This window comes from Streptomyces sp. NPDC054842 (assembly GCF_053611025.1).
The window spans coordinates 177,841-198,685 of sequence record NZ_JBSGZN010000005.1 but is presented as its reverse complement, the minus strand read 5'-3'; the positions used below and the strand labels follow the sequence as shown (position 1 = coordinate 198,685).

The 20,845-nt window shown below is 73.0% G+C and carries 15 protein-coding genes; 12 read left to right on the top strand and 3 right to left on the bottom strand.

All coding sequences use genetic code 11. The annotated features are described in order from the left end of the window. Positions 1 to 110 precede the first annotated feature (110 nt). The 6 genes from iolC to ACWGIS_RS06285 all read left to right on the top strand — a co-directional run bounded on the left by iolC (position 111) and on the right by ACWGIS_RS06285 (position 8,026). Positions 111 to 1,061, top strand: a complete 951-nt coding sequence (iolC, locus tag ACWGIS_RS06310) for a 5-dehydro-2-deoxygluconokinase (RefSeq protein ID WP_453361237.1) — start codon at positions 111 to 113, stop codon at positions 1,059 to 1,061. An 80-nt stretch (positions 1,062 to 1,141) separates the two neighbouring features. Then, complete coding sequence (locus tag ACWGIS_RS06305; protein ID WP_453361273.1) at positions 1,142 to 2,020, top strand: Cgl0159 family (beta/alpha)8-fold protein; 879 nt, start codon at positions 1,142 to 1,144, stop codon at positions 2,018 to 2,020. Positions 2,021 to 2,027: 7 nt separating this feature from the next. Beyond that, positions 2,028 to 2,852: a 5-deoxy-glucuronate isomerase gene (gene iolB / locus ACWGIS_RS06300; protein ID WP_453361236.1), complete on the top strand. Its 825-nt coding sequence runs from the start codon at positions 2,028 to 2,030 to the stop codon at positions 2,850 to 2,852. Continuing rightward, positions 2,849 to 4,723: a 3D-(3,5/4)-trihydroxycyclohexane-1,2-dione acylhydrolase (decyclizing) gene (iolD, locus tag ACWGIS_RS06295; RefSeq protein ID WP_453361235.1), complete on the top strand. Its 1,875-nt coding sequence runs from the start codon at positions 2,849 to 2,851 to the stop codon at positions 4,721 to 4,723. Before iolB ends, iolD begins: the two co-directional genes overlap by 4 nt. Before the next feature lie 13 nt (positions 4,724 to 4,736). Next, a complete protein-coding gene (gene mmsA / locus ACWGIS_RS06290) occupies positions 4,737 to 6,239 on the top strand; it encodes a CoA-acylating methylmalonate-semialdehyde dehydrogenase (RefSeq protein ID WP_453361234.1) in 1,503 nt (500 codons plus the stop codon). Positions 6,240 to 6,616: 377 nt separating this feature from the next. Beyond that, positions 6,617 to 8,026 carry an APC family permease gene (locus tag ACWGIS_RS06285; RefSeq protein ID WP_453361233.1) on the top strand — a complete coding sequence of 470 codons (1,410 nt, stop codon included), beginning with the start codon at positions 6,617 to 6,619 and terminating at the stop codon, positions 8,024 to 8,026. Here the strand turns inward: ACWGIS_RS06285 and ACWGIS_RS06280 are convergent, their stop codons facing one another. Continuing rightward, entirely contained in the window at positions 8,027 to 8,476 is a 450-nt protein-coding gene (locus tag ACWGIS_RS06280) for a GNAT family N-acetyltransferase (RefSeq protein ID WP_453361232.1), read from the bottom strand. Positions 8,477 to 8,592: 116 nt separating this feature from the next. Here ACWGIS_RS06280 and ACWGIS_RS06275 point away from each other — a divergent pair, with 116 nt between their 5' ends. The 3 genes from ACWGIS_RS06275 to ACWGIS_RS06265 all read left to right on the top strand — a co-directional run bounded on the left by ACWGIS_RS06275 (position 8,593) and on the right by ACWGIS_RS06265 (position 13,807). After that, a complete protein-coding gene (locus ACWGIS_RS06275; RefSeq protein WP_453361231.1) occupies positions 8,593 to 11,244 on the top strand; it encodes an alpha/beta fold hydrolase in 2,652 nt (883 codons plus the stop codon). Beyond that, positions 11,241 to 12,104: an ABC transporter permease gene (locus ACWGIS_RS06270; RefSeq protein WP_453361230.1), complete on the top strand. Its 864-nt coding sequence runs from the start codon at positions 11,241 to 11,243 to the stop codon at positions 12,102 to 12,104. The genes ACWGIS_RS06275 and ACWGIS_RS06270 overlap by 4 nt, the downstream gene beginning before the upstream one ends. A gap of 152 nt (positions 12,105 to 12,256) precedes the next feature. Beyond that, a complete protein-coding gene (locus ACWGIS_RS06265) occupies positions 12,257 to 13,807 on the top strand; it encodes a YfbK domain-containing protein (RefSeq protein ID WP_453361229.1) in 1,551 nt (516 codons plus the stop codon). A 46-nt stretch (positions 13,808 to 13,853) separates the two neighbouring features. On the opposite strand, the gene ACWGIS_RS06260 is transcribed toward ACWGIS_RS06265, so the two are convergent. Continuing rightward, positions 13,854 to 17,042, bottom strand: coding sequence for a glycoside hydrolase family 2 TIM barrel-domain containing protein (locus tag ACWGIS_RS06260; RefSeq protein WP_453361228.1), 3,189 nt, complete (start codon positions 17,040 to 17,042; stop codon positions 13,854 to 13,856). A gap of 271 nt (positions 17,043 to 17,313) precedes the next feature. Between ACWGIS_RS06260 and ACWGIS_RS06255 the strand changes: the two genes are divergently transcribed. After that, positions 17,314 to 19,242, top strand: a complete 1,929-nt coding sequence (locus ACWGIS_RS06255; RefSeq protein WP_453361227.1) for an AMP-dependent synthetase/ligase — start codon at positions 17,314 to 17,316, stop codon at positions 19,240 to 19,242. Positions 19,243 to 19,305: 63 nt separating this feature from the next. Here the strand turns inward: ACWGIS_RS06255 and ACWGIS_RS06250 are convergent, their stop codons facing one another. Continuing rightward, on the bottom strand, positions 19,306 to 19,698 hold the full coding sequence (locus tag ACWGIS_RS06250; protein WP_453361226.1) for a rodlin: 393 nt from the start codon (positions 19,696 to 19,698) through the stop codon (positions 19,306 to 19,308). A gap of 250 nt (positions 19,699 to 19,948) precedes the next feature. Here ACWGIS_RS06250 and rdlA point away from each other — a divergent pair, with 250 nt between their 5' ends. Together rdlA and ACWGIS_RS06240 are read left to right on the top strand one after the other, a co-directional pair. Continuing rightward, positions 19,949 to 20,341, top strand: coding sequence for a rodlin RdlA (gene rdlA / locus ACWGIS_RS06245; protein WP_402382651.1), 393 nt, complete (start codon positions 19,949 to 19,951; stop codon positions 20,339 to 20,341). Between the two features lie 296 nt (positions 20,342 to 20,637). Further along, positions 20,638 to 20,829 carry a chaplin gene (locus ACWGIS_RS06240; protein WP_453361272.1) on the top strand — a complete coding sequence of 64 codons (192 nt, stop codon included), beginning with the start codon at positions 20,638 to 20,640 and terminating at the stop codon, positions 20,827 to 20,829. The last annotated feature ends 16 nt before the right edge of the window (positions 20,830 to 20,845 follow it).

Sequence of the window (20,845 nt, the reverse complement as noted above, 5' to 3'; positions counted from 1 at the left end):
CGGACCGCCCCCGGGAGGTGTCAAGCCCTGGTCCGAATGTCTGGACAAAGCGTTGACAGGGCTCCCCGGGCGACGCTAGACCTGGGGACAGCCCAAGCGAAGGGATCTCGATGGCGTACGACCTGATCACCATGGGGCGGATCGGCGTGGACCTCTACCCGTTGCAGACGGGCGTGCCGCTGGCCCGGGTGACGTCCTTCGGGAAGTTCCTCGGCGGGTCGGCCACGAACGTCGCGGTGGCCGCCGCCCGGCTCGGCCGGCGCACGGCGGTGATCACACGTACGGGCGACGACCCCTTCGGCGCGTATCTCCACGAGGCGCTGCGGGACTTCGGCGTGGACGACCGCTGGGTGACGCCGGTCGCCGGGCTGCCGACCCCGGTCACGTTCTGCGAGGTCTTCCCGCCGGACGACTTCCCCCTCTACTTCTACCGGCAGCCCAAGGCGCCGGACCTGGAGATCGGCGCCGGCGAGCTCGACCTGGAGGCGGTGCGCGCCGCCTCCGTCTTCTGGGTGACCGGCACGGGACTGAGCGAGGAGCCCAGCCGCACCGCGACGCTCACGGCGCTCGCCCACCGGGCCCGGACGGGCACGACGGTGTTCGACCTCGACTGGCGCCCCATGTTTTGGCAGGACCCCGGCTCGGCGCGCCCGTTCTACGCCGAGGCCCTGCGCCACACCACCGTCGCCGTCGGCAACGTGGACGAGGTGGAGATCGCCACCGGGGAGCGCGACCCGCACGCCGCCGCCCGCGCCCTGCTGGCGGCCGGTGTCGAACTCGCCGTGGTGAAGCAGGGCCCCAAGGGCGTCCTCGCCGTCCACCGCGACGGCACGTCCGCCGAGGTCCCGCCGCTGCCGGTGACCGTCCTGAACGGCCTCGGCGCCGGCGACGCCTTCGGCGGCTCCCTGTGCCACGGCCTGCTGGCCGGCTGGGACCTGGAGCGGATCATGCGGTACGCGAACGCGGCGGGCGCGATCGTCGCCTCCCGCCTGGAGTGCTCCTCGGCCATGCCGACCCCGGACGAGGTCGAGGGCGCGCTCGCCGCGGGAGCGGTGCGGTGAGGGCGGGACCCGTCGGCGGGGCGCGGCAGGAGGAGGGCGGCGGCGACGGCCGAGGCGCCGCTCCGGGGCCCCTCGGCCCGGTGGACGTGTCCGAGCTGGTCCGCGTGCGCGCCCACCACCCCGAGGCGGTCGCCGAGGCCGCGGCCCGCCGCCCCCGGCGCCCCCTGGTCGACGGCGGCGGCCGCCTGATGATCATCGCGGCGGACCACCCGGCCCGGGGCGCGCTGGCCGTCGGCGACCGCAGGTTCGCCATGGCGAACCGCGCCGGCCTGCTGGAACGGCTCTGCCTCGCGCTGTCCCGGCCCGGGGTCGACGGCGTCCTCGCCACCGCCGACATCCTCGACGACCTGCTGCTGCTCGGCGCCCTGGACCACAAGGTCGTCCTCGGCTCGATGAACCGCGGCGGCCTCGCGGGCGCCGCCTTCGAACTGGACGACCGGTTCACCGGGCACCGCCCCCAGGACATCGAGCGGCTCGGCTTCGACGCGGGCAAACTGCTGCTGCGCATCGACTACGACGACCCGGGCTCGCTGCGGACCCTGGAGTCCGCCGCCCGCGTCGTCGACGAGATGGCCGCGCGCCGGCTCCCGGTGTTCGTGGAGCCGTTCCTGTGCCGCCGCGACCCGGCGACCGGGGCGCTGGGCAACGACCTCGGCGCCGAGGCGGTCACCAAGTCCATCGCGATCGCGAGCGGCCTGGGCGGCACGTCGGCGTACACCTGGCTGAAGGTCCCCGTCACCGACAACCCCGACGACATGGCCCGCGTCATGGAGACCTCCACGCTGCCCTCCGTCCTGCTCGGCGGCGACGTCGGCGAGGACCAGGAGGGCGCGTACGAGAAGTGGCGCGGCGCCCTCCAACTGCCCACCGTGCAGGGGCTGGTCGTCGGCCGCTCCCTGCTCTACCCGGCGGACGGGGATGTGGCCGCGGCCGTGGACACCGCCGTCGGACTTCTGTGAGGACCGGATGACGAGCAACGACCTGTACGTCCCGAGCGGCGCCGCCGCGAGCCCGCCGTACGCCGTCGACATCGACCCGAAGCGGGCGGGCTGGGAGTACAGCAGCCTGCGCGTGGTCGACCTCGCACCCGGCGGCACGCACATCTTCACCAGCGGCGACAGCGAGTGGATCGTGCTGCCCCTGGAAGGTGGTTGTACGGTACATACGGAGGGTGAGGAGTTCCATCTCCTGGGCAGGGAAAGCGTGTTCGGCGGAGTCAGTGACTTCGCCTACGTACCCCGCGACGCCCGGGCACTGATCGCCTCCGGTGCGGGAGGCCGCTTCGCCCTGGCAGGAGCGAAGTGCGAGCGCCGACTCCCCGCCCGCTACGGCCCCGCGCCGGAGGTTCCCGTCGAAGACCGCGGCAGCGGCACCTGCGCCAGGAAGGTGCGCAACTTCGCCTCGGCCGACGCCTTCGCGTGCGACCGGCTCATCGCCGTCGAGGTCGTCACCCCCGGCGGCAACTGGTCCTCGTACCCGCCGCACAAGCACGACGAGCACCGCCCCGGCGTGGAGTCGCTGCTGGAGGAGATCTACTACTTCGAGATCGAGGGCCCGAACGGCTTCGGCTACCAGCGCGTGTTCCCCTCACGCGAGGGCGGCGCCGACGTGCTGGCCGAGGTGAGGACCGGCGACGCCGTCCTCGTCCCCGACGGCTGGCACGGCCCGTCCGTCGCCGCTCCCGGGCACACCATGTACTACCTGAACGTGATGGCCGGCCCGGGCGCGGAACGGGAGTGGCGGATCTGCTTCCACCCCGGACACGGAGAGAGCGCGGAGGGATACCGATGACCCGTCTGACGGTCGCGCAGGCGCTGGTGCGCTTCCTGGCCTCCCAGTTCACGGAACGGGACGGCGAGCGGCAGCGGCTGATCGGCGCCACCTGGGGCATCTTCGGCCACGGGAACGTCGCCGGGATCGGCCAGGCACTCGTCGAGTACGCGGACGAGATGCCGTACCACCAGGGCCGCAACGAGCAGTCCATGGTGCACGCGGCCGTCGGCTACGCGCGCCAGCGCAACCGGCTGTCCACGCACGCCGTGACGACGTCGATCGGCCCCGGCGCCACGAACCTCGTCACCGGCGCCGCCCTCGCGACGGTCAACCACCTGCCGGTGCTGCTGCTGCCCGGCGACGTCTTCGCCACCCGCCCGGCCGACCCGGTCCTCCAGCAGCTGGAGGTCCCGTACGCGGGCGACGTGTCGGTCAACGACTGCCTGCGCCCGGTGTCCCGGTACTTCGACCGGATCACCCGCCCCGAGGCGCTGATCCCGGCGGCGCTCCAGGCGATGCGGGTGCTCACGGACCCGGTGGAGACGGGCGCGGTCACCCTCGCGCTGCCGCAGGACGTGCAGGCGGAGGCGTTCGACTGGCCGGAGGAGTTCTTCGCGGAGCGGGTGTGGACCGTCCGGCGCCCGGCACCCGACTCCGGTGAACTGGCCGCGGCGGTGCGGGCCGTCCGCGAGTCCCGGCGCCCCCTGATCGTCGCGGGCGGCGGGGTGCACCACAGCCGCGCCGAGGACGCCCTCGCGGAACTCGCCGCGGCCACCGGCATCCCGGTCGCCTCCACCCAGGCCGGCAAGGGCTCCCTGCGGTGGGACCACCCCCAGGACGTCGGCGGCATCGGCCACACCGGCACCGCGACCGCCGACGAACTGGCGCGCACCGCCGACCTGGTGATCGGCGTCGGCACCCGCTGGACCGACTTCACGACGGCGTCCGGCACCCTCTTCGCGGCCTCGGATGTGCGCTTCCTCAACCTCAACATCGCGCCGTACGACGGGCACAAGCTGTCCGGGCGGACGCTGGTCGCGGACGCCCGGGCCGGCCTGGAGGAGCTCACCGAGGCGCTCACCCTGCACGGCCACCGCGCGGAGCCCGCCTACGTCACCGAGTACACCGACGACAAGGAGCGCTGGGAGTACCGCGTCGACGCGGCCTTCGAGACGGACGACCCCGACGTCCGGCCGACCCAGCCCCAGGTGCTCGGCCTGCTCGACGCGCTGGTGGACGAGGAGGACATCCTCATCAACGCGGCCGGTTCGCTCCCCGGCGACCTGCACAAGCTGTGGCGGGCGCGGTCCAGGGACCAGTACCACGTGGAGTACGGGTACTCGTGCATGGGCTACGAGATCCCGGCCGCGATCGGGGTGCGGATGGCGGCGCCCGGCCGGCCCGTGTGGGCGCTGGTCGGTGACGGCACCTACCTCATGATGCCGACGGAACTCGTCACGGCGGTCCAGGAGAACGTGCCGGTCAAGGTGGTGATCCTGCAGAACCACGGGTACGCGTCCATCGGCGGCCTCTCGGAGTCCGTGGGCGGCGAGCGCTTCGGCACCGCCTACCGCCACCGGTCGGGCGACGGCGCCTACACGGGGGCGCCGCTGCCCGTGGACCTCGCCGCCAACGCGGCCAGCCTCGGCATGCGGGTCCTGCGGGCGAAGACCGTGCGTGAGCTGCGGGAGGCGCTGGCCGTGGCCCGGGCCGCGGACACTCCCACATGTGTCTACGTGGAGACCGAAACGGCAGACACAGTGTCGGGCGCGCCTCCGGCCCAGGCCTGGTGGGATGTACCTGTGGCCGAGACCGCGACCCGCCCGTCGGCGGTCAAGGCGCGCGACGAGTACGACCGGCACGTCACCACCCGACGCCGCCATCTGTGAGGGAGTTTCTGGCATGACGAAGATCGTCAACCACTGGATCGGTGGCAAGCCCGCCGAAGGCACGTCGGGTGCGTACGGCCCGGTCACGGACCCGGCGACCGGCGCCGTCACCACCGAGGTCGCCTTCGCGAGCGTCGAGGAGGTCGACGCGGCGGTGGCCGCCGCCAAGGAGGCGTACGCGACCTGGGGCCGGTCCTCGCTCGCGCAGCGCACCAACATCCTCTTCCGGTTCCGGGCGCTGCTCGACGCGAACCGGGACGCGGTCGCCGAGCTGATCACCGCCGAGCACGGCAAGGTCCACTCGGACGCGCTCGGCGAGGTCGCCCGAGGCCTGGAGATCGTGGAGCTGGCCTGCGGCATCAACGTGCAGCTGAAGGGCGAGCTGTCCACGGAGGTCGCCAGCCGCGTCGACGTGTCCTCCATCCGGCAGCCGCTGGGCGTCGTGGCCGGTATCACGCCGTTCAACTTCCCGGCCATGGTGCCGATGTGGATGTTCCCGATGGCCATCGCCTGCGGCAACACCTTCGTGCTGAAGCCGTCCGAGAAGGACCCGTCGGCGTCCATGAAGATCGCCGAGCTGCTGTCCGAGGCGGGCCTGCCGGACGGTGTCTTCAACGTCGTGCACGGCGACAAGGTGGCCGTCGACCGCCTGCTGGAGCACCCGGACGTCGCGGCCGTGTCCTTCGTCGGCTCCACGCCGATCGCCCGCCACATCCACACCACGGCCGCCGCGAACCACAAGCGGGTGCAGGCCCTCGGCGGGGCCAAGAACCACATGCTGGTCCTCCCCGACGCCGACCTGGACGCCGCCGCGGACGCCGCGGTGTCGGCCGCGTACGGCTCGGCCGGCGAGCGCTGCATGGCGATCTCGGCGGTCGTCGCCGTCGGCGCGGTCGGCGACGAGCTGGTGGCCAAGATCCGCGAGCGCGCAGAGAAGATCAAGATCGGTCCCGGCAACGACCCGGCCTCCGAGATGGGCCCCCTCATCACGGCGGCCCACCGCGACAAGGTGGCCTCGTACGTGACGGGCGCGGCGGCCCAGGGCGCCGAGGTCGTCCTGGACGGCACCGGCTACACCGTCGAGGGCTTCAAGGACGGCCACTGGATCGGGCTGTCGCTGCTGGACCGGGTCCCGGTGACCGCCGACGCCTACCGGGACGAGATCTTCGGCCCGGTGCTGTGCGTCCTGCGCGTGGACACCTACGAGGAGGGCGTCGACCTCATCAACGCCTCGCCGTTCGGCAACGGCACCGCGATCTTCACCCGGGACGGCGGCGCCGCCCGCCGCTTCCAGCTGGAGGTGGAGGCGGGCATGGTCGGCGTCAACGTGCCGATCCCGGTGCCCGTCGGCTACCACTCCTTCGGCGGCTGGAAGGACTCCCTCTTCGGGGACCACCACATCTACGGCAACGACGGCACGCACTTCTACACCCGCGGCAAGGTCGTGACCACCCGCTGGCCGGACCCGGCGGACACCCCGGCCGGTGTCGACCTGGGGTTCCCGCGCAATCACTGAGAGTGATCGACGCAGGCAGGGAGGCCGTCCGCATTGCGGACGGCCTCACCTTTTTTTGACGCCCGCGCTGCGGTTCCCGTTCAGAGGGGATGAAACGGGTGGCGCAGGCCACATTGCTATTCGATCTTGGAAAGCAAGGTCACCACCGCGAACGGCTTGATGATTGCCATATCAGGGCGTCGACGCCTGCGAAAGTGATGTGACGTGGGTCGCTGCACGGCTGCGGATTCCGTAGGTAAACAGCCATTGACGTGCTGGTTTTCGTCGGGGTTCCATTCAGCGCCGGGAGCGGACGAAGAGATGAACGACGCGAGCCGCCGGAGGCGATATCGCTCCCGCCCGAAACACCTGACGCACGAGTCGATCGGAACCGCTCCATGACCGACACGCTCCCCCCTGTCGAGACCGCCGTCCCGGCCGCCGCCCCCACGGCGCCCGGCGGCCCCCTCAAGCTCAAGCGCTCCATCGGGATCGTCGGCGGCACCCTGCTGACGCTCTCCTGCGTGACCCCGGCCTCGACGCTGTTCGTGGTCGTGCCCGACCTCTTCTCGTCCCTCGGCACGGCCACCGCCCTCACCATCGCGATCGGCTCGCTTCTCTGCATCGCCGTGGCGTTCTGCTACTCGGAGCTGGGCACCCTCATCCCCAGCGCGGGCGGCGAGTACGCCATGGTCTCCACGATGGCCGGACGCCTCGCCGGCTGGCTCGTCTTCGTGCTCTCCCTGCTCGTCGTCATGATCGTGCCGCCGGTGATCGCGATGGGCACGGCGGACTACCTCGCCCCCCTCGTGCACCTCGACCCGTCCTACGCGGGCGCCGCCGTCATGCTGCTCGCCACCCTGGCCGGCCTGCTCGACCTGCGCGCCAACGCCTGGATCACCGGCGTCTTCCTCGTCCTGGAGGTCATCGCGGCGGCCGTCGTGGCGGTCCTCGGCTTCGCGCACGGTGAGCGCGGCGCCGGCAGCCTGGTCTCCTTCCAGGTCGCCGCCGCGGGCGGCCACACGGACACCGTCACGGCCATGCTGATCGTCTCCGGCCTCGCCATCGCCCTCTTCGTCACCCAGGGCTTCTCGACCGCGGTCTACCTCTCCGAGGAGCTGGAGAACCCGCGCCGCAACGTCGCCCGCACCGTCCTCGCCACCCTCGCCATCTCCACGGTGATCATCCTGGTGCCGGTCGTCGCGATCACCATGGGCGCCCCCGACCTGGCGGCCCTGACCGGCGGCGACATCAGCACCATGGTCACGGCCTGGTCGAACTCCGCCGTCGGGACCTTCGTCAGCCTCTGCGTGGCGCTCGCCATCATCAACGCGGGCATCGTCATGGTCATCCAGAACTCCCGCGTCCTGTTCGCCTCCGCCCGCGACAAGGCCTGGCCCGAGCCGGTCAACCGCGGCCTGTCCCGCCTCGGCCGCTTCGGCTCCCCGTGGGTCGCCACCCTGCTCGTCGGCATCCCCGGCGCCGTCCTGTGCTTCGTCAACCTGGACACGCTGTACGGCGTCACCGGCGTCTCCGTCACCGGCATGTACCTGCTGGTCGCCGTCGCCGCCCTGCTCGCCCGGCGCGGGACGCACGGGCACACCGCCGCCTGGCGCATGCCGCTGTGGCCCGCCGTACCGGTCCTGCTGATCGGCGTCCTGGCGTACATCCTCAGTCAGCAGGAGACGGGCTACCTGCTCTGGACCGGCGGCATCACCGCCGTCGCCACCCTGTACTGGGCCTTCTACCTGCGCCCGCGCCGCGACACCCGCTGGCTGGTGTCGGTCCCCGAGGACGGTCAGTCCTAGTCAGGGCCGGGACGGCGCCTCCGGCGCGAAGTCCCACACCACCACCGTGCACGTCCCGTCGTCCTCGCCACCCGCGCTGCGGTAGGTGGCGAGGGCGACGTCGTTCCCGGTGTCCACGCCGACCCACATCCCGTAGCAGCCGCGTTCGCGGGCGAGGGCGGCGAGCGTCCGGATCAGCGCCCGCCCGGCCCCGCGCCGCCGGTGGGGCTCGGCGACCGCCAGCTCGTACAGGAACATCTCGGTGCCCTTGTCGGGGTGCACCGTCTCGACCCCGCTGACGAAGCCCACGGGCTCGGGCGGGCCGCCGGACTGCGGCGTCGCGTACGCCAGGAACAGGTGGTGGCCCCCGGCCTCCAGGAACCTCCGCGCCCACTCGGGGCGCACGGGACGGTCGAAGAGGTGCTCGGCGGCGGCCAGTTCCCCGACCGTGGTGGCGCGGCGGATCTCCATGGGGCGTTCGTACCACGGGTGCGGTACGCGGGGGCGCGAGCGTACTCCCAGGGGAGGGGGACGGGTTCAACCCGGCGGCTGCATCGGTCGCCGGCGGGCCCCCTTACGGTGGACGCATGGATCTTCGACTGCCCCGACCGCGCATGCCCGCACCGCGGGGGCCGCGACGGTGGGCCGCCGCGGCGGCCGCCGTCGTCGTGCTCGCCGGCGCCGGCACGTGGACGGCCGCCGCCTCGGACGAGGCCCCGCCCGTGCACCGCGCCGACAGAGCCATGGCCGTGGGCGACGGAGTGAAGATCAACACGTCGTACTTCACCGCGGGCACCGGCCGCCGCCCCGCCGTCCTGCTGGCGCACGGCTTCGGCGGCAGCAAGGCCGACGTCCGGGAACAGGCCGAGCAGCTCGCCCGCGACGGGTACGCCGTCCTCACCTGGTCGGCGCGCGGCTTCGGCGGCTCCACCGGAAAGATCGGCCTGAACGACCCGAAGGGCGAGGTCGCCGACGTCTCCCGCCTCATCGACTGGCTGGCCGAGCGCCCCGAGGTCGAGCTGGACGCGAAGGGCGACCCGCGGGTGGGCCTCAGCGGCGCCTCCTACGGCGGAGCGGTCTCCCTGCTGGCCGCCGGGCACGACCGGCGGGTGGACGCCATCGCCCCGGAGATCACCTACTGGAACCTGGCGGACGCCCTCTCCCCGAACGGCGTCCTCAAGAAGCTGTGGGCCGGCCTGTTCATCAACTCCGGCGGCGGCTGCGAGCGCTTCGAGGCCCCGCTGTGCGCCATGTACAACCGGGTCGCCGAGGCCGGGAAGCCGGACGCGCGGGCCCGCGCCCTGCTCGACGCACGCTCCCCGTCCGCCGTCGGCGACCGCATCAAGGTGCCCACGCTCCTGGTGCAGGGCCAGACCGACTCGCTGTTCCCGCTCGGCCAGGCCGACGCCGCGGCCAAGGCGATCCGGGCCAACGGCGCACCGGTCGACGTGGACTGGATCTCCGGCGGCCACGACGGCGGCGACATGGAGACCGACCGGGTGCGGGCCCGCGTCGGCGCCTGGTTCGACCGCTATCTGAAGGACGACGCCGGCGCCGACACCGGCCCCGCCTTCCGGGTCACCCGCACCGGCGGCGTCGACTCCACGGACGGCGCCGCGCGACTGCGGGGCGCGAGCGCGGACACCTACCCCGGCCTGGACAGCGGCGGGCGGGACATCGCGCTGAGCGGAGGCGCGCAGGCCGTCCGCAACCCCGCGGGAGCCAGCCCGCCCGCCATCTCCGCCCTCCCCGGCCTCGGCGACTCCGGCGGCATCTCCCAGCTGTCCTCCCTCGGCGTCGGGATCTCCATCGACTTCCCGGGCCAGTTCGCGAAATTCACCTCCGCCCCGCTCACCGAGGACGTGCGGATCACCGGCTCGCCGACGGCGACCGTCCACGTGAGGTCGACCACCGACGACGCCGTCCTCTTCGGCAAGGTGTACGACGTCGGACCGGGCGGCTCCCGGCAGGTGCTGCCCGCCCAGCTGGTCGCGCCCGTGCGGGTCGAGGGCGCCAGGGCGGGCAAGGACGTCCGCCTGACCCTGCCCGCCGTCGACCACGAGATGCGCAAGGGCCACCGGCTGCGCCTGGTCCTCGCCTCCACGGACCTCGGCTACGCCTCCCCGGCCGCGCCCGCCACGTACACCGTCTCGCTCAAGGGCGACCTGCGGGTCCCGAGCGCCCCCGGCGTCACGACCGCCGCCGCGCCGCTGCCCTCCTGGGTGTGGTGGCTGCCCGTGGCCGGCGCCCTGGCCGCGCTCGCCCTGCTGCTCACCGGCCGCCGCCGCACCGCCGCCGGACCGCCCGACCCGGAACTGGCCGAGGTGCCGCTCCAGATCACCGGCCTGAGCAAGCGGTACGCGAAGTCCGCGGACCGGTACGCGGTCCGGGACCTGTCCTTCCGCGTCGACAAGGGCCAGATCCTCGGCCTGCTCGGGCCGAACGGCGCGGGCAAGACGACGACCCTGCGCATGCTCATGGGCCTGATCACGCCCGACGACGGCGGCATCCGCGTCTTCGGGCACGCGATCCGGCCGGGCGCACCCGTGCTCTCCCGGGTCGGGGCCTTCGTCGAGGGAGCGGGCTTCCTCCCGCACCTCTCCGGGCGCGAGAACCTGGAGCTGTACTGGCAGGCCACCGGCCGCCCGCCCGAGGACTCCCACCTGGACGAGGCCCTGGAGATCGCCGGACTCGGCGACGCCCTGGCCCGCGCGGTGCGCACCTACTCGCAGGGCATGCGCCAGCGCCTCGCCATCGCCCAGGCCATGCTGGGCCTGCCGGACCTGCTGATCCTGGACGAGCCGACCAACGGCCTCGACCCGCCCCAGATCCGCGAGATGCGCGAGGTGATGATCCGGTACGCCGCGGCGGGCCGTACCGTCATCGTCTCCAGCCACCTCCTCGCCGAGGTCGAGCAGACCTGCACCCACCTGGTGGTGATGGACCGCGGCAGGCTGGTGCAGGCCGGCCCGGTCAGCGAGATCATCGGCTCCGGCGACACCCTCCTGGTCGGCACCGGCGCCCCCTTGCCCGAGCCGCTCGCCGAGAAGGTCGGCGCGCTGCCCGACGTGCTCTCGGCCCTCGTCACCGACGACGGGCTGCTGGTCCGGCTCGCCCCCGGCGGCAGCGCCGAACGCCTGGTCGTGGAGCTGGTCCGGCTCGACGTGCCGGTGCGGTCGGTCGGCCCCAACCGCCGCCTCGAAGACGCCTTCCTCACCCTGATCGGAGGCTCCGCGTGAGCACCCTCACCGAGCGCGCCGAGACGGCCGACGGCTACCGCCCGCGGCGGACCCTGCCGCTGCGGGTCGAACTCGTACGGCAGTTGAAGCGCCGCCGCACCCTCGTGATGGGGGCCGTGCTCGCGCTGCTGCCCTTCGTCCTCGTCGCCGCCTTCGCGATCGGCGGCGAACCGGGGGCGCGCAACGGCCAGGTCACGCTGATGGACACGGCCACCGCGTCCGGCGCGAACTTCGCCGCGGTGAACCTGTTCGTCTCGGCCGGCTTCCTGCTGGTGATCCCGGTGGCGCTGTTCTGCGGGGACACCATCGCCTCCGAGGCGAGCTGGTCCTCGCTGCGGTACCTGCTGGCGGCGCCCGTCCCGAGGACCCGGCTGCTGTGGTCCAAGCTCACCGTGGCGCTCGGCCTCAGCCTCGCCGCCATGGTGCTGCTGCCCGTCGTGGCGCTGGCGGTGGGCACGGCCGCGTACGGCTGGGGCCCGCTGGAGATCCCCACCGGCGGCGAGCTGTCCAGCGGCACCGCGACCCAGCGCCTGCTGATCGTCGTGGCGTACGTCTTCGTGTCCCAGCTGGTCACCGCCGGGCTCGCGTTCTGGCTGTCGACCCGGACGGACGCCCCGCTCGGCGCGGTCGGCGGCGCGGTCGGCCTGACGATCGTCGGCAACGTCCTGGACGCGGTGACCGCGCTCGGCGACTGGCGCGACTTCCTGCCCGCGCACTGGCAGTTCGCCTGGGCGGACGCCCTCCAGCCGACCCCGGAGTGGGGCGGCATGATCCAGGGCACGGCCGTCTCGGTGACGTACGCGCTCGTCCTGTTCGCCCTCGCCTTCCGGGGCTTCCGGCGCAAGGACATCGTGTCGTAGGTCTCCGGAGCGTCACCTACCGGTCTCGGCGGCCCCCGCCGTGGCCGCTTCGAGATCCATCCGCAACACCCCGTGGCGCACGGACGGACCCCCTCGGACGTCACAGTCACAGACACGGGCCATGAGCCGGGCCGTTCACCGAGGGGGCACGGATGGGGATCGACCATGCACGGCGACTGCGCGGCGGGCTGCTCGCGCTGACGGTCGCGAGCGGCCTGCTGCTCGCGGGCTGCGGCGGGGGCGGGGACCACGACTCGGCCGCGGACGGGGCCGCCAAGTCCCGTGAGCGGCCCACCGGTTGGCCCGCACCCCCGCCGAGCGCGCCGCGGGGCGACGAGCGCCGGGCGGAGACCGGTGACACCGGAGAGGACCTCGCGCCGCCGCGCGACCTCCTGTCCACCTTCGCTCTGGACGTCGACACCGCCTCGTACGGCTACGCCCGCCGCACCCTCGCCGACGGCCGGCTGCCCGACCCGGCGACCGTCCGCCCCGAGGAGTTCGTCAACAGCTTCCGCCAGGGCTACGAACGCCCCGAGGGCGACGGCTTCTCGGTCACCGTCGACGGCGCCCGCACCGACGAGGAGGGCTGGTCGCTGGTCCGCGTCGGCCTCGCCACCCGGGCTTCGCGGGACGAGGGCGAACGCCCGCCCGCCGCCCTCACCTTCGTCGTCGACGTCTCCGGCTCCATGGCGGAACCGGGCCGCCTGGACCTGGTCAGGGACTCCCTCGGCGTGCTGACGGACCGGCTGCGCGCGGACGACTCGGTCGCCCTGGTCGCCTTCAGCGACGACGCCGAGACGATCCTGCCCATGACGCGGCTCGGCACCGGGCGGGCACGCGTCCACGCCGCGATCAGCCGCCTGGAGCCACGCTCCTCCACCGACCTCGGCGAGGGCGTCCGCACCGGGTACGACACCGCCGTGGAAGGGCTGCGCGCGGGCGCCACCAACCGCGTCGTCCTGCTCTCCGACGCGCTCGCCAACACCGGCGACACCGACGCGGACTCCATCCTGGAGCGCGTCTCGGGCGCCCGCCGCGAGCACGGCATCACCCTGTTCGGCGTCGGGGTCGGCAGCGACTACGGCGACGCCCTGATGGAACGCCTGGCCGACCGGGGCGACGGCCACACCGCGTACGTCGCGAACGACGACGAGGCCCGGAAGGTCTTCTGCGAGGACCTCCCGCGCAACGTCGACCTCGCCGCCCGCGACGCCAAGGCCCAGGTCGCCTTCGACCCGGCGGGCGTCGAGGAGTTCCGCCTCGTCGGCTACGACAACCGGCAGGTCGCCGACGAGGACTTCCGCGACGACCGGGTGGACGGCGGCGAGACCGGCCCCGGCCACACGGTCACCGCCCTGTACGCCGTGCGCACCCGGCCCGGCGCCTCGGGCCCGCTCGCCACCGCCACCGTCCGCTGGCTCGACCCGGACGACCGCACCCCGCACGAGGAGTCGGGCCGGCTGGAGGCCGCCGCCCTCGGCGACGACCTGTGGAGCGCGCCGCCCGGCCTCCAGGTCTCCGCGGTGGCCGCCTACTTCGCCGACCACCTCCGCCGCGGCGACGGCCACTGGAGCCCGCTGCCGGCGAGGCCCCGGCCCGGTGCCCTCGCCGACCGCGCCGACCGGCTGGCCACCACCACCGAGGACGACGCGGTGCGCGGGCTGGCCGACGCGATCCGCCGGGCGGACCGGCTCCGGGACTGAGCGCGCCCGGCCGGACGGGCCCCGCACCCGTCCGGCCGCGCGCGTCCTACGCCGGCCGCAGCCGGTAGGCGTACGTGTACGTCCTGCCGGAGCGCAGCACGTACTCCCCGAGCGGCGCCGCGCCCCAGGAGTTGATCCCGCCGACGCCCATCTGCCGGTGGTTGACCAGCAGCACGGTCTCGTCCCGCCGCTTCAGCTCGTGCGGGTGCCGGGGCCCGTCGAGGTCGAACGGCGAGTGGTGCAGGGCGCTGGTCTCCAGGAGCGGTTCGCCGTCCGCGGGGTCGGCGGCCACGGTGAGCCCGTCACCGGAACGGGCGGTCAGCGACAGCCGCCGCACGTCCGTCATGTTGCCCATCTGCTGAGGGCGGACGTACGGCGCCGTCTGCTCGTCCACCGTCGACCGGTAACGGCCCACGAACGCGGCGGCCTTGCGGTCCTGGTAGTTCTCGTGCGGCCCCCGGCCGAACCAGTCGAGGCGCTCGAAACCGGCCGGAACGGTCAGCAGGGCGCCCACCATCGGCAGGTCCGGCAGCCCGGACGCGGCGTCGAGGGTGTGCCGCACCCGGACCTCGCCGTCGGCGCGCACGGTGAACACGGTGTGCCAGGTGGAGGCGCCCGGCGCGGTGGGCAGGGTGCAGCCGACCTCGATGACGACCTCACCGGGGGCGGACCGGCGGGCCTCGACCGACGTCACCGTCCGCCCGGTGCCCGCCGCCCGCCAGGTCCGCGCGGCGGCCGGGAACTTGCGGCCGATGTCGTTGTCGGTGGGCCCGCGCCAGAAGTTCGGCACCGGACCCTCGACCAGCAGCGGCCGTCCCCGCCAGGTGTACGCGGAGAGCGTCCCGGACTTTCTGGAGAGCACGACCTCCACGTCCCGCCCGCTCACCGTGACCTCGGTGGCGGTCTCCGCGAGGGTGAGGCGGCCCCGGGGGGCGGCGGCCGGCCGGGCGGGCGCGTGCCAGTCCAGCGCCAGCTGCTCCGCCGCCACCTCGTGCCCGGCCGCCGCCCAGCGCGTCGCCGCGCGCAGCACGAGGGACAGGTCGAGGAAGTACTCGGCTCCCGGCTCCGGCGCCGCGGGCCTGCGGTACGGGATGCGGACGGTCCCCTCGGAACCCGGGGCGACGGAGGGCGCGGCGAGGGTGCCGTGCTGCACCCGGGTGCCGTCACAGGTGACGGACCAGCGCAGTTCGTAGGCGTCCAGGCCGCTGAAGAGGTGCTTGTTGCGGACCTTCACCCTCCCCGCGGACAGGTCGCCCGCGGCGATCCCCACCGGCTGGTAGCACTTCTTCACCTCGGCGAGACCCGGATGGAGCGAGCGGTCGGCGGCCACCAGCCCGTTGCAGGAGAAGTTGCCGTCCGTCGGGTGGCCCGGGTGCCAGTCGCCCCCGTACGACAGGTACGTGTGCCGGGCGTCGCCGGGAACGGGCAGCCGGATCGCCTGGTCCGCCCAGTCCCAGACGAAGGCGCCGTGCAGGTTGGGATAGCGCTCGAAGACGTCCCAGTACTCCCGGAGGTTGCCGCCGCTGTTGCCCATCGAGTGCGTGTACTCGCACAGCATGAACGGCTTCGGGTCGCCGGACCTGCCGTACCGCTCCACCCCGGCGGGGCTGGTGTACATCTCGCTGTGCAGGTCGGCGACCGCGTTCATGCCCTCGTAGTGGACGGGGCGGGAGGCGTCCCTGGCGTGCACCCAGTCGGCCATCGCCCGGAAGTTGGAGCCCTGCCCGGCCTCGTTGCCGAGGGACCAGACGACCACGCAGGCGTGGTTCTTGTCGCGCTCCACGAGCGAGCGCAGCCGGTCGACGCAGGCGTCGGTCCACTCGGGGAGCGAACCGGGCACGGTGTCCCGCACCCCGTGCGTCTCCAGGTTGGTCTCGTCGACGACGTACAGCCCGTACTCGTCGCACAGCTCCGTCCACCGGGGGTGGTTCGGGTAGTGCGAGGTGCGGACGGCGTTGATGTTGTGCCGCTTCATCAGGCGGATGTCCTGGAGCATCCGCTCCTCGTCGACGGCCTGCCCGCGGTCGGGGTCCGTCTCGTGGCGGTTGGTGCCCCGGAACATGAGCGGTCTGCCGTTGAGCGTGAACCGGCCGGGCCCGTAGCCGACTTCCCGGAAGCCGACCCGGGTGCCGTGCACGTCGACCGCCCGGCCCGATCCGTCGGCCAGCGTGACGACGAGCGTGTACAGGTTCGGCTCCTCGGCGGACCACAGCGCCGGCGCCGCCACGTCCGCCCGCAGCCGGACCTCCGCGTCGCCGTCACCGAACCCGACGTCCCCGCCGAGCCCCCGGACCGGTACCCGGCGCCCGTCCGCGTCGAACAGCTCGGCCGTCACCCGGTACCCGTCCGGCCGCTCACCGCCCCGGTCGCGCACGGTCACGTCGACGGCGAGCACCGCGTCCCGGTAGGCCGCGTCCAGCTCGGTGCGCACGAACAGGTCCTGCACGTGCACCGGCGGGACGGAGTACAGGTAGACGTCCCGGAAGATCCCGGACAGGTCGATCATGTCCTGGTCCTCCAGCCAACTGCCGTCGGACCAGCGGTAGACCTCCACGGCGAGCGTGTTGCGCCCCGGCCGCAGGTGGCGGCCGATGTCGAACTCGGCGGGCGTGTAGCTGTCCTCGCTGTAGCCGACCCGCTCCCCGTTGACCCACACGAAGAACGCCGACTTCACGCCCTGGAACGAGATCAGCGTCCGCCGCCCGGCCCAGCCCCGGGGCACGGTGAAGGTACGGCGGTAGGAGCCGACCGGGTTGAAGTCCTTCGGCACCTCCGGCGGTGCGGGCGTCTCGTAGCCGGTCCACGGGTACCTGACGTTGAGGTAGATGGGCTCCGGGTAGCCCTCGATCTCCCAGTTGGACGGGACGGGGATGTGGTCCCAGCCGCTGTCGTCGAAGCCGGGGGCCTCGAAGCCGACGGGCCGCCGGTCCGGGTTCCTCGACCAGTGGAAGCGCCAAGTCCCGTTCAGCGAGCGGTGGTACGGCGACTCGGTGAACCGCCCGCGCAGCGCGTCGGCGGCACTCGCGTACGGCACGAGGCGGGCCCGCGCGGCCTCGCGGCCGATCTGGAAGACGCCCGGTCGCGCGTCCCACTCGGGCTCTCCCGCGCGGGCGGCGGCCGTGGCGGCGAACGCCCCCTTCTGCGCGGTGAAAGCGGTCCACCCCGTAAGGGCCCCGCCGGCCAGGAGGAGGGTCCGGCGGCTCGGCCGGCTGGTGGTCGGACTGTCTGCACTCACGCTGCGGCTCCGCACGTAAGACAACAAGAACCGCCAGCGTCGAACCGAACCGCTCAGCACGCAAGGCCCCACGGGGCTCACAACTCCCTTTGGCGCAAAGGAGGCGAGGCCATCGGAGGTCGAGGACCCACGGGCGACAGCTCCGGGAGGAGCGTGCGCGACCCATTGATTTTCTGTTACGCACGAGTAAGTTGACCCCGGAGTAAGTACCTTCCAGCACCCCCGCACCCCCGCACCCGAACCTCCGCACGAGCCGCGACCGGGAGCCGTCATGGGCGTACGCAGCAAGGACCTGAAACGGGCGAGGCGCGGCACCGGCCTCGCCACCCGCGGCGCGATCGAGCTGGTCCGGGACGAGACCGGCGCGGTCCGCGAGGCCCGTTCCGCCCCGCTGGCACCGCCGCCCGCCACCGGCAGCACCGCCGACCTGCCGTACACCAACGCGGCCGAGGCACCCGGCGCCGTGGTGCTGCGCCACCGCCGGGGCGATTCCTGGCAGCCCGTCACCGCGGCGGCCTTCGCCCGCGAAGTCACCGACACCGCCAAGGGATTGATCGCGGCCGGACTCGAACCGGGCGGCCGGGTCGCCCTGATGTCCCGCACCCGCTACGAGTGGACCGTCCTGGACTTCGCCGTCTGGGCGGCCGGCGGCCAGAGCGTCCCCGTCTACGCCACCTCCTCCCCGGACCAGATCGACTGGATCCTGCGGGACTCCGGCGCCCGCCTCGTCCTCGCCGAGACCCCGGAGAACGCGGCGGCCGTCGCCACCGCCACCGCGGGACACCCCGAGCCGCCCCGCGTCTGGCAGCTGGACGCCGGCGCGCTCGCCGACCTCGCCCGCTCCGGCCGGGCCGTCCCCGACGAGGTGGTCGCCGAGCGCCGTGCCGCCCTCACCCCGGACACGGTCGCCACCCTCTGCTACACCTCCGGCACCACCGGACGGCCCAAGGGCTGCGTCCTCACCCACGCCAACCTGCACGCCGAGGCCGCGAACACCGTCGAACTGCTCCACCCCGTCTTCCGGGCGGTCACCGGCCGGGCGGCCTCGACCCTCCTCTTCCTCCCGCTCGCCCACATCCTGGGCCGCTCCCTCCAGATCGCCTGCCTCATGGCACGCATCGAGCTGGGCCACTGCCCCGGCATCAAGCCCGACGAACTCCGCCCCGCCCTGCGGGAGTTCCGCCCCACCTTCCTCGTGGGCGTCCCGTACCTCTTCGAGAAGATCCACGACACCGGCCGCGCGACCGCCGAGAAGATCGGCCGGGGCGCCTCCTTCGAGCGTGCAGACCGGGTCGCGGTCCGCTTCGGCCGGGCCCACCTCGACCAGCTCCTCGGCCGCGGCAGGGGCCCGGGACCGGGCCTGTGGGCGGCCTGGGCCCTGTACGACCTGCTGGTGTACCGCCGCGTGCGCCGGGAGCTCGGCGGCCGCACCCGCTACGCGATCAGCGGCGGCTCCCCGCTCGACCGCGACCTCGGCCTCTTCTTCCACGCCGCCGGCATCACCGTCTACGAGGGCTACGGGCTCACCGAGACCACCGCCGCCGCGACCGTCGTACCGCCGCTGGGCCCCCGCCCCGGCACGGTCGGCCTCCCGGTCCCCGGCACCGCGGTCCGCATCGCGGACGACGGCGAGGTCCTCGTCCGCGGCGGCGTCGTCTTCGGCGGCTACTGGAACGACCCGGAGGCCACCGAAGCGGTCCTGCGCGACGGCTGGTTCGCCACCGGCGACCTCGGCGCCCTCGACGAGGACGGCTACCTCACCCTCACCGGCCGCAAGAAGGACATCCTCGTCACCTCCGGCGGCAAGAACGTCTCCCCGGCCGTCCTGGAGGACCGCCTGCGCAGCCGCCCGCCGGTCGGCCAGTGCCTCGTCGTCGGCGACAACCGCCCCTACGTCGCCGCCCTGATCACCCTGGACCCGGAGGCCGTGGCCCACTGGCTCGCCGTCCGGCGCCTGCCCGCCGGCACCCCGCTGTCCGAGCTGGTCACCGACCCCCGGCTGCGCGCCGACGTGCAGAAGGCCGTGGACCACGCCAACGAGGCGGTCTCCCGCGCCGAGTCGATCCGCGCCTTCCGACTGGTGACGGGCGAGTTCACCGAGGACAACGGCCTGCTGACCCCCTCGCTCAAGGTCCGGCGGCACGCGGCGGTCGCGGCGTACGCGGACGAGATCGAGGCGCTCTACCGGCAGGAGCGCTGACACGCGCAAAAGGGGCGGGGCCACCGACGTGATCGGTGGCCCCGCCCCGCGCGTGCCGGAGTGTCAGTCCTCGCTGTTCGCGGACAGGATCGACACGTCCTCCAGCAGGTGCGCCAGCGCTCCGTCGCGCTTGGTCTGCGTGGAGTTCTCCGTGCACTGCTGGTTCAGGTCGTCCGACAGGATCGGCACGTCCTGGATCGGGATGAGGTTGACGACCGGAACGTTGATGTCGTTCAGGCCGATGCAGGGCTTGTTGAAGGAGCCCTGGATGAGCGCCATCTGGGGGCTCATGTTGCCGTACGTGGCCGAGTTGCCGAAGCTCTGCATGGCCGCGTTGCCGTTCGCGATGGCCGGCCCGTTGTCGTCGCCGATCGCCATCGCCGTCGGAGCCGCGGCAGCGGAGGCACCCACGACGGAAGCGGTGATCGCCGCAGCGGCAATAACCTTTTTAATCACTGGCCAGTCCCTTCTGAAGAAACCCCGTCCACCGGAGCGCCATGACCAACTCCGTTTGGCAAGGATGGTTTCTGTCGTTCACCCACCCGGCGGATACGCGGCGGCGTGCCTCTACCCACTGGAACCCTTGATTTCTCGTCATCGTCCCGAACTCGTGGCGTCCAACCGGGTGAACCCCCGCAACTAATCCCGCGGCGCCGGGTTGATGAGGCAGTACGACAGTGCGTCGCTACGAGGAAAGGAACACGCAGTGCTCAAGAAGGCTATGGTCGCCGCGGCGGCCGCCGCTTCTGTGATCGGTATGACGGTGGCGGCTGCTCCCCAGGCCCTTGCCATCGGTGACGACGCCGGACCGTCCGTTGCCAACGGCAACGGCGCGACGTCGGCTTTCGGCAACTCGGCGACCAAGGGTGACATGAGCCCGCAGCTGTCGCTGGTCGAGGGCACGCTCAACAAGCCGTGTGTCGGCCTGGAAGACATCAACGTCGCGGTCATCAACATCGTCCCGATCCAGGACGTGCCGATCCTGTCGGACGACCTGGCTCAGCAGTGCGACGACAACTCGACGCAGGCCAAGCGGGACGGTGCCCTCTCGCACGTCCTGGAGGACCTCTCCGTCCTCTCCGCCAACGGCGAAGACTGAGACGTTCCCGGTGCAGCCCGGGTCGCCCGCGAGTTTCCGTGCGGGCCACCCGGGCTTTTGCCCACGTGTATTCCACCGGCGTCGCCGGTTTTCGTGCGGAGCGTTCGAGTGAATTATCAAGCGGCTTTCGTTCCGTAGTTTCTTCGGGCCTCCGCCCCTCGTTTACCGCATGCAGGTCGTGCTGCGAGCCGTTCCCAATGTGCTCGCTCGGTTTCGGCCGTCACAGGGGCATGACCGCAGAGAAGGGAAAGCACGTGAATTACAAGAAGAGCGCAGCTGTCATCGCCGGCGCCATCATGGCTCTCGGTATGGCCGCCCCGGCCTTCGCGGACTCCGGCGCCCAGGGTGCCGCGGTCGGTTCCCCGGGTGTCCTCTCGGGCAACGTCGTCCAGGTCCCCGTGCACGTTCCCGTCAACGTGTGCGGCAACACGATCAACGTGATCGGTCTGCTGAACCCGGCGTTCGGCAACACCTGCGTCAACGACTGACCTCGGAGCGCACCTG

Coding starts and splice junctions, on each gene's coding strand:
- ACWGIS_RS06255 (WP_453361227.1), top strand. CDS start 17,314: ATGGGCGTACGCAGCAAGGACCTGAAACGGGCGAGGCGCGGCACCGGC.
- mmsA (WP_453361234.1), top strand. CDS start 4,737: ATGACGAAGATCGTCAACCACTGGATCGGTGGCAAGCCCGCCGAAGGC.
- iolB (WP_453361236.1), top strand. CDS start 2,028: ATGACGAGCAACGACCTGTACGTCCCGAGCGGCGCCGCCGCGAGCCCG.
- ACWGIS_RS06285 (WP_453361233.1), top strand. CDS start 6,617: ATGACCGACACGCTCCCCCCTGTCGAGACCGCCGTCCCGGCCGCCGCC.
- iolC (WP_453361237.1), top strand. CDS start 111: ATGGCGTACGACCTGATCACCATGGGGCGGATCGGCGTGGACCTCTAC.
- ACWGIS_RS06265 (WP_453361229.1), top strand. CDS start 12,257: ATGGGGATCGACCATGCACGGCGACTGCGCGGCGGGCTGCTCGCGCTG.
- ACWGIS_RS06280 (WP_453361232.1), bottom strand. CDS start 8,476: ATGGAGATCCGCCGCGCCACCACGGTCGGGGAACTGGCCGCCGCCGAG.
- iolD (WP_453361235.1), top strand. CDS start 2,849: ATGACCCGTCTGACGGTCGCGCAGGCGCTGGTGCGCTTCCTGGCCTCC.
- ACWGIS_RS06240 (WP_453361272.1), top strand. CDS start 20,638: ATGGCTCTCGGTATGGCCGCCCCGGCCTTCGCGGACTCCGGCGCCCAG.
- ACWGIS_RS06275 (WP_453361231.1), top strand. CDS start 8,593: ATGGATCTTCGACTGCCCCGACCGCGCATGCCCGCACCGCGGGGGCCG.